At 72.8% G+C, this 15,347-nt stretch carries 15 protein-coding genes and 1 tRNA gene; 8 read left to right on the top strand and 8 right to left on the bottom strand.

The annotated features are described in order from the left end of the window. Positions 1–10 precede the first annotated feature (10 nt). Genes OG625_RS05340 through OG625_RS05325 form a run of 4 tightly spaced genes read left to right on the top strand, consistent with a single transcriptional unit; the run spans position 11 to position 3,261 of the window. Positions 11–766 (top strand): (Fe-S)-binding protein, encoded by a 756-nt coding sequence (locus OG625_RS05340; RefSeq protein WP_329376916.1) that lies wholly within the window; start codon positions 11–13, stop codon positions 764–766. Then, on the top strand, positions 763–2,241 hold the full coding sequence (locus OG625_RS05335; protein WP_329376915.1) for a lactate utilization protein B: 1,479 nt from the start codon (positions 763–765) through the stop codon (positions 2,239–2,241). Before OG625_RS05340 ends, OG625_RS05335 begins: the two co-directional genes overlap by 4 nt. Continuing rightward, on the top strand, positions 2,238–2,864 hold the full coding sequence (locus OG625_RS05330) for a LutC/YkgG family protein (protein ID WP_329376914.1): 627 nt from the start codon (positions 2,238–2,240) through the stop codon (positions 2,862–2,864). Before OG625_RS05335 ends, OG625_RS05330 begins: the two co-directional genes overlap by 4 nt. A 4-nt stretch (positions 2,865–2,868) precedes the next feature. After that, positions 2,869–3,261 (top strand): VOC family protein, encoded by a 393-nt coding sequence (locus OG625_RS05325; RefSeq protein WP_329376913.1) that lies wholly within the window; start codon positions 2,869–2,871, stop codon positions 3,259–3,261. A gap of 3 nt (positions 3,262–3,264) precedes the next feature. Here the strand turns inward: OG625_RS05325 and OG625_RS05320 are convergent, their stop codons facing one another. Then, positions 3,265–3,765, bottom strand: a complete 501-nt coding sequence (locus tag OG625_RS05320) for a DUF309 domain-containing protein (protein ID WP_443067864.1) — start codon at positions 3,763–3,765, stop codon at positions 3,265–3,267. 92 nt (positions 3,766–3,857) lie between these two features. On the opposite strand from OG625_RS05320, the gene OG625_RS05315 reads away from it, so the two are divergent. Next, a tRNA-Pro gene (locus OG625_RS05315) sits at positions 3,858–3,931 on the top strand. A gap of 66 nt (positions 3,932–3,997) precedes the next feature. Here OG625_RS05315 and OG625_RS05310 read toward each other — a convergent pair. The 4 genes from OG625_RS05310 to OG625_RS05295 form a co-directional block, all read right to left on the bottom strand. Continuing rightward, entirely contained in the window at positions 3,998–5,533 is a 1,536-nt protein-coding gene (locus OG625_RS05310) for a fused MFS/spermidine synthase (protein WP_329376911.1), read from the bottom strand. A gap of 174 nt (positions 5,534–5,707) precedes the next feature. Continuing rightward, on the bottom strand, positions 5,708–6,271 hold the full coding sequence (locus OG625_RS05305) for a hypothetical protein (protein ID WP_329390451.1): 564 nt from the start codon (positions 6,269–6,271) through the stop codon (positions 5,708–5,710). Between the two features lie 4 nt (positions 6,272–6,275). Next, the gene (locus tag OG625_RS05300; protein WP_329376910.1) at positions 6,276–7,997 is read right to left on the bottom strand and encodes an ABC transporter ATP-binding protein; all 1,722 of its coding nucleotides are present in this window, start codon (positions 7,995–7,997) and stop codon (positions 6,276–6,278) included. 103 nt (positions 7,998–8,100) lie between these two features. Next, positions 8,101–9,834: an ABC transporter ATP-binding protein gene (locus OG625_RS05295; RefSeq protein ID WP_443067863.1), complete on the bottom strand. Its 1,734-nt coding sequence runs from the start codon at positions 9,832–9,834 to the stop codon at positions 8,101–8,103. Positions 9,835–10,034: 200 nt separating this feature from the next. Between OG625_RS05295 and OG625_RS05290 the strand changes: the two genes are divergently transcribed. Continuing rightward, the gene (locus tag OG625_RS05290) at positions 10,035–10,670 is read left to right on the top strand and encodes a TetR/AcrR family transcriptional regulator C-terminal domain-containing protein (protein WP_329376908.1); all 636 of its coding nucleotides are present in this window, start codon (positions 10,035–10,037) and stop codon (positions 10,668–10,670) included. A gap of 25 nt (positions 10,671–10,695) precedes the next feature. Here the strand turns inward: OG625_RS05290 and yczR are convergent, their stop codons facing one another. Further along, positions 10,696–12,174 carry an aminotransferase-like domain-containing protein gene (gene yczR, locus OG625_RS05285; protein WP_329376907.1) on the bottom strand — a complete coding sequence of 493 codons (1,479 nt, stop codon included), beginning with the start codon at positions 12,172–12,174 and terminating at the stop codon, positions 10,696–10,698. A 96-nt stretch (positions 12,175–12,270) separates the two neighbouring features. Here yczR and OG625_RS05280 point away from each other — a divergent pair, with 96 nt between their 5' ends. Together OG625_RS05280 and OG625_RS05275 are read left to right on the top strand one after the other, a co-directional pair. After that, entirely contained in the window at positions 12,271–13,083 is an 813-nt protein-coding gene (locus tag OG625_RS05280; RefSeq protein ID WP_329376906.1) for a DUF885 family protein, read from the top strand. After that, positions 13,080–13,718, top strand: coding sequence for a LysE family translocator (locus tag OG625_RS05275; protein WP_329376905.1), 639 nt, complete (start codon positions 13,080–13,082; stop codon positions 13,716–13,718). Before OG625_RS05280 ends, OG625_RS05275 begins: the two co-directional genes overlap by 4 nt. A 70-nt stretch (positions 13,719–13,788) precedes the next feature. On the opposite strand, the gene OG625_RS05270 is transcribed toward OG625_RS05275, so the two are convergent. Continuing rightward, positions 13,789–14,589: a thioesterase family protein gene (locus OG625_RS05270; protein WP_329376904.1), complete on the bottom strand. Its 801-nt coding sequence runs from the start codon at positions 14,587–14,589 to the stop codon at positions 13,789–13,791. Positions 14,590–14,622: 33 nt separating this feature from the next. Next, positions 14,623–15,255, bottom strand: coding sequence for a DUF4232 domain-containing protein (locus tag OG625_RS05265; protein WP_329376903.1), 633 nt, complete (start codon positions 15,253–15,255; stop codon positions 14,623–14,625). Between the last annotated feature and the right edge of the window lie 92 nt (positions 15,256–15,347).

Here is a 15,347-nt window from a genome sequence, read left to right as displayed (position 1 = left end):
TCTGCCCGTCATGCGCGTCGCCCTGTTCGTCACCTGCGTCAATGACGCGCTCTACCCCCGAACCGGCATCGCCGTCGTGCGCCTCCTGGAGCGCCTCGGCGTCGACGTGGACTTCCCCGAGGCCCAGAGCTGCTGCGGCCAGCCGCAGTACAACACGGGCTATCGGCACGAAACGGAACCGCTGCTGCGGCGTACGGCGAAGGCCTTCGCCGGATACGAGTACGTGGTCACGCCCTCCGGGTCCTGCGCCGCGATGATCCGCGAGCACTACCCGCGGATCGGCCGCAAGGCCGCGGGGGAGGGGCGCGGCACCGAGCTCGCCGAGGCGGCCGAATCGCTCGCGCCGCGCGTGTACGAGCTCACCGAGTTCCTCGTGGACGTACTCGGGGTGACCGACGTCGGCGCGTACTTCCCGCACACAGTCACCTACCACCCCTCCTGCCACGGGCTGCGGAGCCTCGGACTCGGCGACCGGCCGCGCAGGCTGCTGGCCGCCGTGAAGGGGCTGGACCTGGTCGAACTGCCCGGCGCGGAGGAGTGCTGCGGCTTCGGCGGCACCTTCGCCGTCAAGAACCCGGACGTGTCGGCCGCCATGGGCACCGACAAGATCGACAACGCGGCCGCGAGCGGAGCCGAGGTGCTGTGCGGCGCCGACAACTCCTGCCTCGCCCATCTCGACGGCCTGCTGCGCCGCGCGGACGCCCCGCTGCGGGCCGTGCACCTCGCGGAGATCCTGGCCGCGACCGAGGAGGAACCCCTGTCATGACGGGCACATATCTCGGCATGCCGGCCTTCCCCGCCTTCCCGGAAGCGGCCGGCGAAGCCGTACGGGACGAGGTACTGCGCGCCAACCTCCGGCACGCCACGCACACCATCCGCGACAAGCGGGCGCGGGCCGTGGCCGAATTGGAGGACTGGGACCGGCTGCGGGCCGCCGGAAAGGCGATCAAGGACCATACGCTCCGTCACCTCGACTGCTACCTCCTCCAGTTGGAGGAGTCGGTGACGGCCGCCGGCGGCACCGTCCACTGGGCGGCCGACGCGGACGAGGCCAACCGCATCGTCACGGACCTCGTGCGCGCCACAGGTGAGCGAGAAGTGGTCAAGGTCAAGTCCATGGCCACTCAGGAGATCGGCCTCAACGAGGCCCTGGAGGCCGCCGGGATCGCCGCCTACGAAACCGACCTAGCCGAGCTCATCGTCCAGCTCGGACACGACCGGCCCTCGCACATCCTGGTCCCGGCCATCCACCGCAACCGGGGCGAGATCCGCGACATCTTCCGCTCCGAAATGGGCAGTTGGGGACGCCCCGCCCCCGAAGGGCTCGGCGACGACCCCCGCGAGCTGGCCGAAGCGGCCCGCCTGCACCTGCGCGAGAAGTTCCTGCGCGCCGAAGTAGCCGTCTCCGGCGCCAACTTCATGGTCGCCGAGACCGGCACGATGGTCGTCTTCGAGTCCGAGGGCAACGGCCGCATGTGCCTGACCCTGCCCGAGACCCTGATCTCGGTCGTCGGCATCGAAAAGGTCGTCCCGACCTTCCGCGACCTGGAGGTCTTCCTCCAGACCCTGCCGCGCTCCTCGACGGCCGAGCGGATGAACCCGTACACGACGATGTGGACCGGCACTGCTGCCGGCGACGGGCCCTCCGCCTTCCACCTCGTCCTCCTCGACAACGGCCGCACCGACACACTCGCCGACGAGACCGGCCGCCAGGCCCTGCGCTGCATCCGCTGCTCGGCCTGCCTCAACGTCTGCCCCGTCTACGAACGCGCCGGCGGCCACGCCTACGGCTCCGTCTACCCCGGCCCCATCGGAGCCATCCTCAGCCCCCAACTGCGCGGCACGGGCAGCGAGATCGACGCCACGCTGCCCTACGCCTCCACGCTCTGCGGGGCCTGCTACGAGGTCTGCCCGGTCGCCATCGACATCCCCGAGGTCCTCGTCCACCTGCGCGAGCGGGTGGCCCAGGGCGGGCCGGTTACCCGGGAGGGCATCCGCGTGACCCTCCGCCCCGCGCACGGGCACACCGCCGAACGCGCCGCCATGCGCGCCGCCCGGCTGCTCCTCGACCGCCCGGGCGCCCTGCGCGCCGGAGAACGCCTGCTGGCCCGGGCCCGCAGACTGGCGCCCCGCCGCCTCCCCGGCCCCGGACGGGCCTGGACCGACACCCGAGCCCTGCCCGCCATCCCCGCGGAATCCTTCCGCGACTGGTGGACCCGAGAACGGGGGACATCCCAGTGAGCAGCAAGGACCGCATCCTCGCCCGCATCCGCCGGGCCGCCTCCGGCCCGGACTCCGCCGTCCCCCGGGACTACCTGCGGGTCCACGGCGCCCGCACCCCGGCCGAGAGCGCCGACCTGCTCGCCGCGAACCTCGCCGAGTACCGTGCGAAGGTCCACCGCACCGACGAGGACGGCATCGCCCTGCTGCTGATGCGGCTCCTGGCCGAGCGCGGCTCGCAGACCGTCCTCGTACCGCCCGCCCTGCCCCCGCACTGGCTCGCGGCCGCCGACCCGGTCCGCATCCACGACCGGGCCGCCTCCACCCCCGCCGAACTGGACGCGGTCGAAAGCGTGGTCACCGGCTGCGCCCTGGCCATCGCCGAAACGGGCACGATCGTGCTCGACGCCGGCCCCGACCAGGGCCGCCGCCGCATCACCCTGATCCCCGACCACCACATCTGCGTGGTCCGCGTCCCCGAGCAGCTGGTGGACTCCGTACCGCAGGCCCTCGAACGCCTCGACCCCACCCGCCCGCTGACCTGGATCTCCGGACCCTCCGCCACCAGCGACATCGAACTGGACCGGGTGGAGGGCGTGCACGGCCCCCGCACCCTGGAAGTGATCCTCCTCGGCGCACAATGAGGGCATGCCCTCCCACATCGCCCTCACCGCACTCGTGGTCCACGACTACGACGAGGCCATCGACTTCTACACCCGCGCCCTCGGCTTCGACCTGGCCGAGGACACCGCACGCCCGGACGGCTCCCGCTGGGTCGTGGTCCGCCCGCCAGGCGCCACCGAATCGGCGCTCCTGCTGGCCCGCGCCAAGGACGAGGCCCAGCGCTCCCGGGTCGGAGACCAGACGGGCGGCCGCGTCGGCTTCTTCCTCTACACCGACGACTTCGCGCGCGACCACGCCCGGATGACCACCGAGGGCGTCCGCTTCCTGGAGGAGCCGCGCCACGAGGCGTACGGCTCCGTCGCGGTCTTCGAGGACCTGTACGGGAACCGCTGGGACCTGCTCCAGCCCGCCGCGTAGGTCTCAGCCCGGCCGGCCGGCGAGCCGGGGCGCTTCGCCCGCCGCGTCGACGGGCTCGCCGGCCTCCACCCGTCCCGCCAGTTCGCGGGCCCACCCGACCAGCGCCGCCACGTCGATCCCGTACGCGTCCTTTCGCCCGGCCAGGACCCCGGCCCCGCGCCGCAGCAGCCGCGCCCCGCCGACGGCGTTCCCGCGCGCGGCGTGCGTCAGCCCGACGGCGAGCTGCGCGAGGCCCCGCCACAGCGGGGCCTCGGCCTCGGGCCCCGACTTCCAGGCGTCCTCGAACACCTCGTGCGCGTGGAACGGCATCCCGGCGTCCAGCAGCCGCTGCGCCTCGCGCACGGTCTCCGCGGGCGAGCGCACCACCCCCTCGGGCTGCCGCTCCACCCCCGGCGCACCGTAGGGCAGGGGCCGCCCCAATCCATCCCTGGGCCGAGCACTCCGCGCCCGCCCGTCGACATCCCGATCCCGTGCGTTCACCACCCCATCCTCCCCCGGGGCGATTACCGGTGCATGCACACCCCTCTGCGTGGGGTAATGTTCTGCATGTGCCGCCGGGGCAGGGGAAACCCACGAAGAACCGGACAAAGGCGCAACGGGACGTGGCGCAGCTTGGTAGCGCACTTGACTGGGGGTCAAGGGGTCGCAGGTTCAAATCCTGTCGTCCCGACTGTGCGGAAACGCAAGTCGGAGGCCGTTCTCTCATCCGTGAGAGGGCGGCCTTTCGTGCGTCCCGTCACCGGCTGCTCCGTGGGCCGTGGGGCTGGAGGAGCTGGTCGACGGGCGCGTGGTCGTCGGTGAGCAGTTGAGCATCGCCGATCCAGGAGTCGAGGTCGTCGCCGGTGGCGATCTTCCAGCCGGTTTGCCGGGCGTCCAGCGCTTTCTGGGTCGCGCGGACGTCGATTGGCCGGTTGGAGGCGAGCACCACCAGATTGCCGCCCTTGGGGGTGGCCGCCGGGTCGAGGCCGATGTCGGCGGGTTTGCCGACGAGCGCGACGTGTTCGAAGCTTTCGCTGATGGTGGCCACTTCGGCCCGTGCGAAGGCCAGACCGCCGTGGTCGATGAGGTTGGCCACGTACAGGCCGTCTTCGGTGAGCACCCGCCGTACGTCGGTCATCGCTTCCACCGTGGTGAGGTGCCACGGCACGCTGACGCCCCCGAAGGCGTCGCCGACGACGAGGTCATGACTGCCGGCTTCCAGTCGCCGCAGGCCGAGCCTGCCGTCCTCGACGCGTACGTCGATGCCGCCTGCTGATCCCAGACCCAGTCGGTCGCGGTCGATGCGCACGACCCCGCTGTCGATCTCGGACACGAGGCTGCGCGTCCCGGGCCGCGTGGCCGCGAGGTAGCGGGGAAAGGTGAGCCCGCCGCCGCCCAGGTGGTGGGCCGCCAGTGGCTTGCTCTGGGGAAAGGCGGCATCGACCACCGACGCGATGGCGCGCACGTACTCGAACTTGAGGAAGGTCGGGTCGTCGATGTCGACGTAGGAGTGCCGCACGCCGTCCAGAACGAGTGTGCGTCCGCTGCCCCGTTCGGGGTCCTCGACGACGCGTGCGCAGTGGTACCTGGTCTCCGTGTCGCAGGCGCCGGGCGCGACCGTGGTGGCGAGACCGCCGGCAACGACCACGAGCGTCAGGGCGGGCGTGCTGCTCCACCCGCGCGTTCGCCACTCGACCAGCGCCGAGCCGACCACCAGCAGGGTTCCGAGGCCGATCAGGATGTTGCTGACCGGCCACCGCGAGATGAGGACGAAGCCGGTGAGGACGCTGCCGACGATGGCGCCGACGGTCCCGACGCCGGACAAGCGGCCGACGACCGTCCCGGTTTCGGCGAGGCTGGTGAGGCGCAGCTTGGTCACGATGGGCGTCACCGCGGAGAGCAGCGCGCCGGGCACGAGGATGGTCAGCGACGCGATCAGCAAGAGCAGCGCAGGTGCCCACTCCGCCGTGGTGCGCAGCACGGCAGGGGTGAGCGCGACGACCGCTCCCGAGACCCCCAGCGAAGGGCCGATGAGCCGGCGTGGATTGACCTGGTCGGCGATGCGCCCGCCCAGCCAGGAGCCGAAGGCGATCGCGGTGAGGGCGATGCCGATCACCATGGTGCTGGTCTCGAGGGTGAGGCCGAGGTAGGGAGCCAGTAGCCGCAGAGCGACGATCTCCACGACCAGGACCGCGGCCGACGACCCGAACACGAGCACGGCGGCGACACGGGGACCCAGGCCGTGGGTGTGAGGCGTGCCCTCGGCGAGAGGCGAGGAGGACGATCTGGTCACGGCCGACATCCTTGCACGCAACGTGTCTACGGCATGGTGAAAGTCCTCATTCGACCGGATACGGGTCCGTGCGGCTCTTCTCCCGTCGGAGAAGGGTGCGGCGCCAGAGCTCTCCCTGACCGGGCGCGCGACGAGCGGGGCGGCAACTGCACGGACCAACCCCGGGGCCTGTGCTCACCCTCGGCGGAGAAACCGCTCGTAGCCGGGCTTCAGCAGCCAGGACTCGATCTGCCGGGTGGTGGGCAGCGCGGTGTCGAGGGCGACGCGCGCGACGATGAGCAGCGTGGTGACGCCGAAGGCGGCGTGATCCGCGTGCACGCCGGGCAGGGCGAGCGCCGTCACCGGGATCAGCGCGACCACCGTCATGCCGAGCGCGCCGGCCAGGACGATCCGCATCTGAACGTAGGCGAGGTACTCGGCGGTCGGCCGGCCGTGGAATTCGATGATTCCGGGGAGGAACGCGTAGCCGAAGGCGAGCAGGACGTACGCCGCCAGGACCCAGGGAGCCGGTGGAGCGGGCAGCAGAAGCAGCAGGGATGCGGGGATCATCACCGCGAACCCGCCCCGGCCGCCTCGGACCGGGACATGGGTCGCCGTGCCGCCGTACGGCCGGCGGCCCGTCATGCGCTTGGAGTACTGGATCGGGACCCGCCGCTCGCTCTGGCGGACGGTGACGACCAGGGCTGTGACGAGCGCCAGGGCGACCAGGAGGACAATCGGAACGGCTACGCCGGCCAGGCCGTCACCCGGTGTTCGGCGTTCCGGGCACCAGGGAGAGGTTCCAGAAGTCGGCGTAGCGGCCGCCGCGGCGCAGCAGTTCGTCGTGGCCGCCTTCCTCGACTATGTGGCCGGCGTCGAGGAAGACGATGCGGTCGGCGTGTTGGACGGTCCGCATCCGGTGGGCCACCATCATCACGGTTCGGCCTGCCATCAAGCGCTCGATGCCGGTGTGGACGGCCGCCTCGTTGACGGGGTCGAGCGCGGAGGTGACCTCGTCCAGCAGCACGATCGGCGCGTCCTTCAGCAGCGCGCGGGCGATCGAGACGCGCTGGCGCTCGCCGCCGGACAGGCGTGCGCCGCCCTCGCCGACGCCGGTCGCCCATCCGTCCGGCAGGCGGTCGACCACCTCGTCCAGTCGCGCCGCGGCCGCGGCTGCCCGCACCTCGGTTTCGGTGGCGTCGGGGCGGCCCAGGCGCACGTTGTCCTCGATCGTGCCGTCGAAGAGGTAGACGTCCTGGAAGACGATGGCGAACCGTGCCATCAGATCCGATGTGCCGACGGCGCGTACGTCCGCGCCGCCGACGCGCACCGCGCCCGCGTCCACGTCGTGGAACCGCGCGAGCAACTGCAGCAGGGTGGTCTTGCCCGCACCCGAAGGCCCCACGACGGCCAGTCGCTGCCCGGCGGGGACGGACAGAGACAGGTTCTCGAAGACCGTGTGGCCCCCGTGCCGGAAGGTGACCGCGTCGAACTCCACTCCGTGACCGACCGGTTGGACCGGGTCGGGGTCCTGCGGCAGCGGCTCCGTGCGCAGCACGGCGTCGAGCCGGACCAGTTCGCCGCGCGCGCCGCGGAGCTTGCCGCCGAGGTCGGCCAGCGACAGCAGCGGGTCCGCGCAGCGGGAGGCCAGTACCAGGATCGTGAGCAGTTCTGCGGTCCCGATGCCCCCGCCGAGCGCGAGGTACGCGCCCAGGACCAGCATCGCGGTGAACACCGCCTGCACCGTCAGGGTCAGCCCCAGCGCGCCGGGCAGTGCGGACAGCGTGGAGCGGCGGGAGGCCTGCCGGACCTGCTGCAGGGAGTCGTCCAGCAGCCGGAAGCGTTCGGCGGTCCGGCCGCCGGCGCGCAGCACCGGCTGGGCCCGGAGGTATTCGATGACCCTGTCGGCGGCCTCGCGGTCGCCTGCGGCACGTTCCGCGTCCTCGGCGGCGGTCGAACGACCGGTGAGGATCTGGATCGCCGCCACGATGGGGACGGCGGCCAGCGCGGCCAGGCCCAGCTGCCAGTTGGCGGCGAGGATCACGGTGACGATCGTCAACGGCGTCACGGCGGCGGAGACGAACGGTGCCATCAGGTGTGCGATCACGCTCATCGCCTGCAGCACGCCCTGTCCGGCCAGCACGGACAGATCTCCCACCCGGGCCGCGCCGTACCACCCGAGGGGCAGCCGGGCCAGATGGTCGCCGAGGCGGTGGTAGACACCGCGCAGCAGCGTGGTGCCGACGCGGAACCCCGACAGGTCGCTGAGGTAGCGCAGCACCGCATACGCCCCGACCGCGGTGCCGAACGCGCCCAGCCAGGGCCAGGCGTCCTCGGGCGTGTCCCCGAGCAGCGCCCGCAGCACGGGCAGCAGCAGGGCGTAGGACAGGCCCTCGACGACCGCGGTGGTCGTCATCAGGGCGAGGGTGCGGCGCATCGGGCGGGAGTGCTGGTGTCCCAGCACGCGCAGCAGCATGCGGATCATCGCGGGTGGTCTCCTCGTCGTTCGCGGTCGGTCCGTTCCACGGGCGTGACCGGGTCGGTCGGAGTGAGGGCGGGCATGGGGTACTGCCGGCGGGCAGGCTTCCTCACAGCCGCTCACCCCCTCCCGTGGAGCCCGGCGCGTGCAGGGTTCGCCACAGCTGGGCGAACGCCCCGTCCGCTGCGAGCAGTTCGGCGGGCCTGCCGTGCTCGACGACGCGTCCGTCCTCCAGCACCGCGACGGCGTCGGCGCCGGCGACGGTCTCCAGGCGATGGGCGATGACCAGGACCGTCCGGTCGCCCCGCAGCGCCTCCAGGGCGCGGCGCACCGCCTGTTCGGTGTGCGGGTCGGCGAAGGAGGTCGCTTCGTCGAGCACGAGGACGGGGGTGTCGGCCAGCAGGGCGCGGGCGAGCGCGACGCGTTGGGCCTCGCCGCCCGACAGCCGGGCGTCCTCGCCGATCACCGTCTCGTATCCGCGGGGCAGTTCGAGCACGCGGTCGTGGATGTTCGCCATGCGGGCCGCGCGCACCACGTCCTCCGGACGGGCGCCCGGTACCGCCAGAGCGATGTTGTCCGCGACCGAGGCGCGCAACAGCCGCACGTCCTGGAAGACGAAGGAGACGTGCCGGTACAGCTCCCGGCTGCTCAGCTCGCGCAGGTCGACGCCGCCCAGGCGGACCGAGCCGCTCGTCGGGTCGACGAACCGCGGCAGCAGCTGGACCAGCGTGGACTTGCCGCTTCCCGACGGTCCGACGAGTGCGGTGACCGTCCCCGGCTCCAACACCAGGTCGATTCCGCGCAGTACCTCACGGCCGGCGTCGTAGGCGAAGTGGACGTCGCGCAGCTCCACCCGGTGGCCGTGCGGCGCGCGAGGGTGCGCCGGCTCCGGAAGCGGGGGTACGGCGAGTACGTCGCGGATCCGGCCGACCGCGCGGCGGGCGGTCTGCAGCTCGTCGAAGCCGTGCCCGAGCGCGGCCACGGGGGCGGTCAGCCCGAGTCCCAGCAGCAGGAACGGCAGCAGATCGGCCGGTGCCAGCTCTCCGTCGGCGATCAGCGCCGCGCCGCCGACCAGTACGGTCAGCAGCACGAACGGGGGTGACAGCGCCAGCTGCATCCCCGCGGCGATCGGGGAGATCCCGTGCACCCAGCGGCGGAACGTGGCGACGAACTCGTCGGCGGAGGTGCGGAATTCGCGGTGCGCGCGCTCGCCCCCGCCGAAGGCCTTGACCACCGCGATGCCCTGGACGAACTCCACGACGGAGCTCGCGATCCGCGTCATCGCCGAGTCGAATTCGGCCTGCTCGCGCAGCCTGGCCGGGGTCATCATCAACGGGACCAGCGCCATCGCCGTGACCACCGGGATCAGTGTGATCAGCGTCAGCCGCCAGTCGACGGTGAACAGGTAGACCAGCGACACCAGGGGCACGACGAACGCCGAGGCCAGCTCGCCGGGAGTGTGGGCGATGAAGGGGTGCACGGCGGACACGTCCTCGCCCACCAGCTTGGCCAGTTCACCGCTGCGGCGGCGCGAGAGCCAGCCGATCGGGACCCGGCCCAGCCGCGCGGCCAGCTGTCGGCGCAGCGCCAACTGCACCCGCCCGTCCAGCAGATGCCCGACTCCCGCCGCGGCGGCGGTGAACAGCAGTCGGACGAAGAGGCCGACCGCCCCCGCGACCACGACGAGCCGGACATGGCCGTGGTCGACCGGGCCGGGCGCGAACAGGGTTCTGCCCAGCTCGACGACGGCGAGCAGCGGGGCCAGCCCGGCCACCGCACCGATGAGCTGCAGGACGATCACGGCGGCGAAGCCCCTCGCGTAAGGACGCAGCAGCCCTGCCATCCCCTGCCCGTCAGGTTTCCTCGCCTCGGCCAACTCGGTGCTGGTCATCGTCCCCTCGTCCTCGTCGGGCCCCGCAGAGGGAGCGGGCGCCGACCCGTCACGCGATTCTTACGATGTAAGGTCGTATCTCGACGCTATACTTACGGCGTAAGAATGGTCAACCCGGAACGCAGGGCATCCGGTACGGAAGGAGAGGCGCCATGGGGGCCAACAGGGCTCGCGGGCAGCGCGTGGGGCTCACTCGGCAGGCCGTCCTGGAGGCGGCCGTACGTCTCGTCGACCGAGAGGGGATGAAGGCCCTGTCGATGCGCCGGCTCGGCGCCGAACTGGGCGTGGAGGCGATGACCCTCTACCACCACGTGCCGAACAAGAGCGCCCTGCTGGACGGGATGATCGAGCAGGTCGTCGCCGAGGCCGTACCCCCGGAGTTCGGCGCCGCCACCTGGCGGGCGGACCTGGGCGCCTACGCCCATGCGCTGTTGGCCGCGCTCGGCGCGCATCCGCACGCCGTGCCGCTGTTCCTGTCCAGGCCCTCCATGACGCCACGCAACCTGCGGACGATGGAGGCCGTGGTGGGGATGCTGTGCGAGGCGGGCTTCCCCCTGCCCAGGACCCTGGACGTCATGTACGCCCTGACCAGCTTCGTCGTCGGTCACGCCGCCGCGCAGGCGGGCAGTGTCGACGGCAGCCTGGCCTCGCTGGACCCGGACGCCTACCCGCTGCTGGTCGGCGCCGCCCGCCAGGCGGGCGAGGACGCGGCCGTGGCACGCTTCGACTTCGCGCTCGAAGCACTGCTGTCCGGATTCGAACGGGAACTCGCACCCGCACGCACCTGACGGCTCGGCCGTCTCAAGGACCGCCTCAGACCAGCGGGGGTCCCTGTTCGGGCGCCGGGCCGTGCCGGCGGAAGTCGGCCCAGGCGCGGGCGAGCCGGTGGACCGCCTCGGTCAGGACGTCCGGCGGGTACGTGAAGGGCAGCCGGACGAAGGAGTCGTGGCGGCCGCTGGGATCGGTGGTCCGGCCCGCCACCACCTCGACCTCGTGGCGCAGCGCGACCTGCGCGAACGCGCCGGCATCGACCCCGGGGAGTTCGATCCACAGGGCCGACCCGCCGGCGGGCCGCTCCCATCTCCAGTCCGGGAGTGACTGCTCCAGCAGCCCCGTCAGGTGACGCAGCCGGCGGGCGGCGGACTCCGCCCGCGTCTGCTCCAGCTCGGCCAGCCGGGGCAGCAGCCGGGCCGCGACGGCCTGATCGAGGACCGGGGTGCCCAGGTCGGCCAGCGCCTTGTGGCGGGCGAACCGGGCCGCGACGGGTTCCTCCGCGCGCAGCCAGCCCACCCGCAGCCCGCTCCACACCGATTTGGACAGCGAACCGAGGGTCAGCACCTCGCCGCCCCGCTCGGCGAACGCGCCCAGGGGCGGCGGCAACGCGTCCCGGGTACCGATCCGCCCCGAGTAGGCCAGGTCCTCCACGACGGGCACGTCGTGCTGCCGGGCCAGCTCGGCGATGCGGCGGCGCCGGGGCGCGCTCATCAGCCGGCCGGTGGGGTTGTGGTAGCCCGGCATGACGAACAGCAGGTCCGGCTGGTGCTCGGCCAGAGCGGCGGCCAGCAGGTCCGGCCGCATGCCCTCCTCGTCGAGCGGTACGCCGACCGTGCGGGCGCCGTACGCGGAGAACAGGTCGAAGCAGCCGGGCCAGCTGGGGGATTCGACGACGACCGTACTGCCGGGCCGCAGGTACATCTGGGCGGTCAGGGCGATGGCCTGGTGCGCCCCCGTCGTCACCACCACCTGATCGGGCGAGGTGGGCAGCCCCAGCTCGCCGAGGTGGACGGCGATCCGCTCGCGCAGCAGGAACAGTCCGCGCGGGTGGTAGCCGGCGTCGGACAGCAGATGGGGGAGGTCGTACGCGGTCACCTCGCGCAGTGCCTCGGCGAGTTCGGGTGCGCCCGCGTCCGCCGCGTACGCCAAGGAGATCACGCGGCCCGGGCCCTGTGTGAGCCGGGCGAGAACGGACTCGGCCTGCCCCTGCCGGTGCCCGTGACCGGTGCGGCGGCGGCCGCCGCCCGACCTCCTGGCCACCAGGGTGCCGCTGCCCTGCCGGCTGGCGAGGGTGCCGTCGGCGCGCAGCTCGTCGTAGGCGGCGACGACGGTCGAGCGGCTCAGCGCGAGCGCTGCGGCGAGCCCGCGCTCCGACGGCAGCCGGGCGCCCGGCGTCAGATCACCCTCGTCGACGAGCCGGCGCAGCGCCTCGGCGAGCCCGCGGAACAGGGCACCCCGCCCCGCCCACCCGTCCGGCAACAGCTCCACCAGCCGTTCCGGATTCCGTGAAAGGTCCACTTCGGCCCCCATTGGATCGTGTGGTCTGCCCCGGCGCCGGATTGGCTGGTCCCGGACCTACCACTCGACCCTATCCGCCCTGAGGAGACCCATCCGATGCCACGGACCACCCGGGCCACCCCGGCCCGACTCCGCGCCGTCCTCGACGCGTCCGTGCCGGCCGCACGCGACGAAGCCGGACGCCACGAGTACGACGGCCGGCCCCAGGACCTCTCCGAGACCGGAGTGCGCCGCGCGCTGTCGGGAATGGCCGCTGCCGCCCGCCAGGACCGGGCGCGCCCCGACCTGCCGGACCACCGGGCCCCGACGCACGACCCGCTCGACCCCCTCGAGCAGTGGCCCGCCCGGGACCGCGAGGCCTGGCTGCGCACCTACAGCCGGTACCAGCTGCTGAACATCGCCGTGCACGAGGTGGCCCCGGGACACCTGGCGCACCGCCGGAGCATGCGCCACGTACGCAGCGAGGTGCGCCGCAGCCTGCACTCGTACGCGACCAGCGAGGGCTGGGCGCACTACTGCGAGGAGATGGCCCTGGAGACGGGGTTCGGCGACGGCGACCCCCGGCACACCGTGGCCGTCGCCCGCGACGGACTGCTCCGCCTGACCCGCCTGGCCTGCGTCATCGGGCTGCACACCGGCGAACTCACCCACGAACAGGCGGCCGCCCGATTCGAGGCGGACGCGCACACCCCACCGGCGCTCGCCGCGCAGCAGGCCACGCGCTGCCTGCTCGACCCGCAAGCGGGCGACTACGCCCGGGGGAAGTTCGCGATCCTCGACCTGCGCGACCAGGCCCGGCAGCGGTGGGGGCAGGGATTCACCCTCACCCGCTTCCACACCGCTCTGCTCGGCCTGGGCGCGCCACCCCTGGGCCTGTTGCCGGCCCTGCTCGGAGCGGACCGGCGATGAGGGTCCTCTCCGATCCACAGCAGCTGCTGCTCTTCGTGGGAGCGTCGGTCGCGCTCGTGGGCCTGCCCGGACCGAACGTCGTCTACATCTGTACGCGGAGCATCGCCCAGGGCACGGGCGCCGGGATGGTCTCGGCGCTCGGGGTGGAGACCGGCACCCTGATCCATGCCCTGGCCACGGCCTTCGGAGTCGCGGCACTCGTCTCGGCCGAACCGGCGGCGCTGAAGGCCCTCACCCTGCTGGGTGCCTGCTACCTCCTCTACCTCGCAGTGCGCTCCCTCGCCGGAGCCGGTCCGCCGGGCGACCCGGCCCGGCCGGAACCAAGGAGGCTCGCGAGCGTCTACCGAGAAGGGGTCCTCGTCAACGTGCTCAACCCGAAGGTCATGCTGTTCTTCCTGGCCTTCCTGCCGCAGTGGGTGAGCGAGGACGCGAGCGGCGCACAGGCCCGTACGGAACTGCTGGTGCTCGCCGGGATCACCTTCACGGTCGGGCTGGTCATGGACCTGGGGTACGCGGCCGTGGCCGGCGGGCTCGCGAGCAGGATGCGCGGCCGCGCGGCGCCGGGGCGCGGCAGGGCCAGGTACCTCGTCGCCCTCGTCTACCTCGGGCTCGCGGCCGCCACCGTGTTCAGCTGACGGCGGCCGCCGGCCGCCGGGCGCCGAAGCCGGGTTCGCCGAAGCCGGATTCGTCGGTGTCGTACGTCCGTCAGCGGACGTTGGCGAGGGCGCTCACCCCGCAGGTGCCGAACGCGCCGAGGCTGTCGAACAGGGTGGCCTGCCCGACCGCGATGCCGTCCGAAGCCATGTGGCCGGCGCTCTCCATGCCGATCGATTCCTCCCCGGGCAGCCGGGACAGCCGAAGGGTGAAGTCGGCGTTGATGAACTCCAGTCCGTGCGTACCGGAGTTGGCGAGGGGACTGGCGTAGTCCGCGGCGAGACCGACGCGGACGAGGGGGGTGAGGGGTTCTCCGGAGACCAGCGGCCGGGTATCGCGGAGCACGGCCCGACGGGGGCCCGCGTCGTCCTCGCGGGAGGGCCCGTCGCCGGGATCGATGCGCCACACGTCGAAGGGCGGGACGAACTTCCCCGACGTGGCCGGGAGGTGCGGGGGCCCGAGCGCGTCCGCCGACGGCGGGACCCAGGACGGGCCGGACCACACCTCGCCGACCGCCTTGCCCCCGGCTCGCAGCAGCACCACCTGGGCCCGCGCGACCTGTTCGCCGTCCGCGTCGATCCGTACGTCGACGACCCGGATCCGGCGGCCGTCCCGTACGCGGTACGTGGATACGGTCACCGGCGCCATGGGCGCGCCCCGGAACAGGTCCAGGGTCAGCCGGGCCGGGACCAGACCCTCCTCCATGTGCTCGTGCTCGACGGCGCGGGCCGCGAGACCACCGAACAGCCGGCCGTGGATCTGTGAGGCCGACCAGTAGCCCCGTGCCTCGGGCTGCGGGTGCAGCGCGTCCCCGGAACTCCGGAAGAAGGCCCCCGCCCTGTCTGTGGTCACGCGTCGTCCTTCGTGTCGTGTGTCCTCTGCGCCCTACAGGCTCAGAGCGTCCTCCGCATTGTCGACCCACGGGGTCACGGAGTTCTTGTCGGGCGAGACGTACAGGCCGGGGGTCGACGCCTTGAGCGGCGTCTGCACCAGATCGGACTCCGTGTTCATGGTCATCGCGATCGAGTTGACGGTCTTGCCCTTGCCGTCGTTGGTACCGCCCATGAGGCCCGCGTACGCCGACTGGCCCGGGGCGAGCCGGAGCGCCGCCTCGATGCCCGGGGCCTTGCCGCGCTCCGTGGCCTGTCCGTCCAGATCGCCGAAGGTGACGACGGGGTGGCCCAGGGCCTTGCACGGCTTGGTGCCCTTGTTGGTGATCTTGAGGAGGTAGCTGCTGGTCGTCGGCTCCGCCAGGGACGCGGTGAACTTCAGGTCGTTCATGCCGCACGGGAAGACGTCGAAGTCGGGGTCGGTCGACGCGCCCTTGCCCGGCGAAGCCGGCGGCGTGGCCGACGGTTTGGCGGACGGCTTCGCGGGCGCCGGCGTAGCGGAGTTCGTCGGGCCGGCGGTCGGCGTCGCGGCCCCGCCGGCCGCGTCGTCCTCGGTGGGCCCGCAGGCGGTCAGGGCCAGGGCGGACAGGGCGGCGAGGACGACAGCGGCTGTGCGTACGTTGCTCATGGTGTTGCTCCCCTGAATGCGGGGCGCGAAATGCGCCGGCTGAGCACCAGCGTCCCGCGGGGTCTTCACGAAACGGTGACGGTCCGTCGCCG

Origin of the sequence: Streptomyces sp. NBC_01351, assembly GCF_036237315.1 — a bacterium.
Classification (GTDB): Bacteria; Actinomycetota; Actinomycetes; order Streptomycetales; family Streptomycetaceae; genus Streptomyces.
This window is presented reverse-complemented; position numbering and strand designations above follow the sequence as displayed.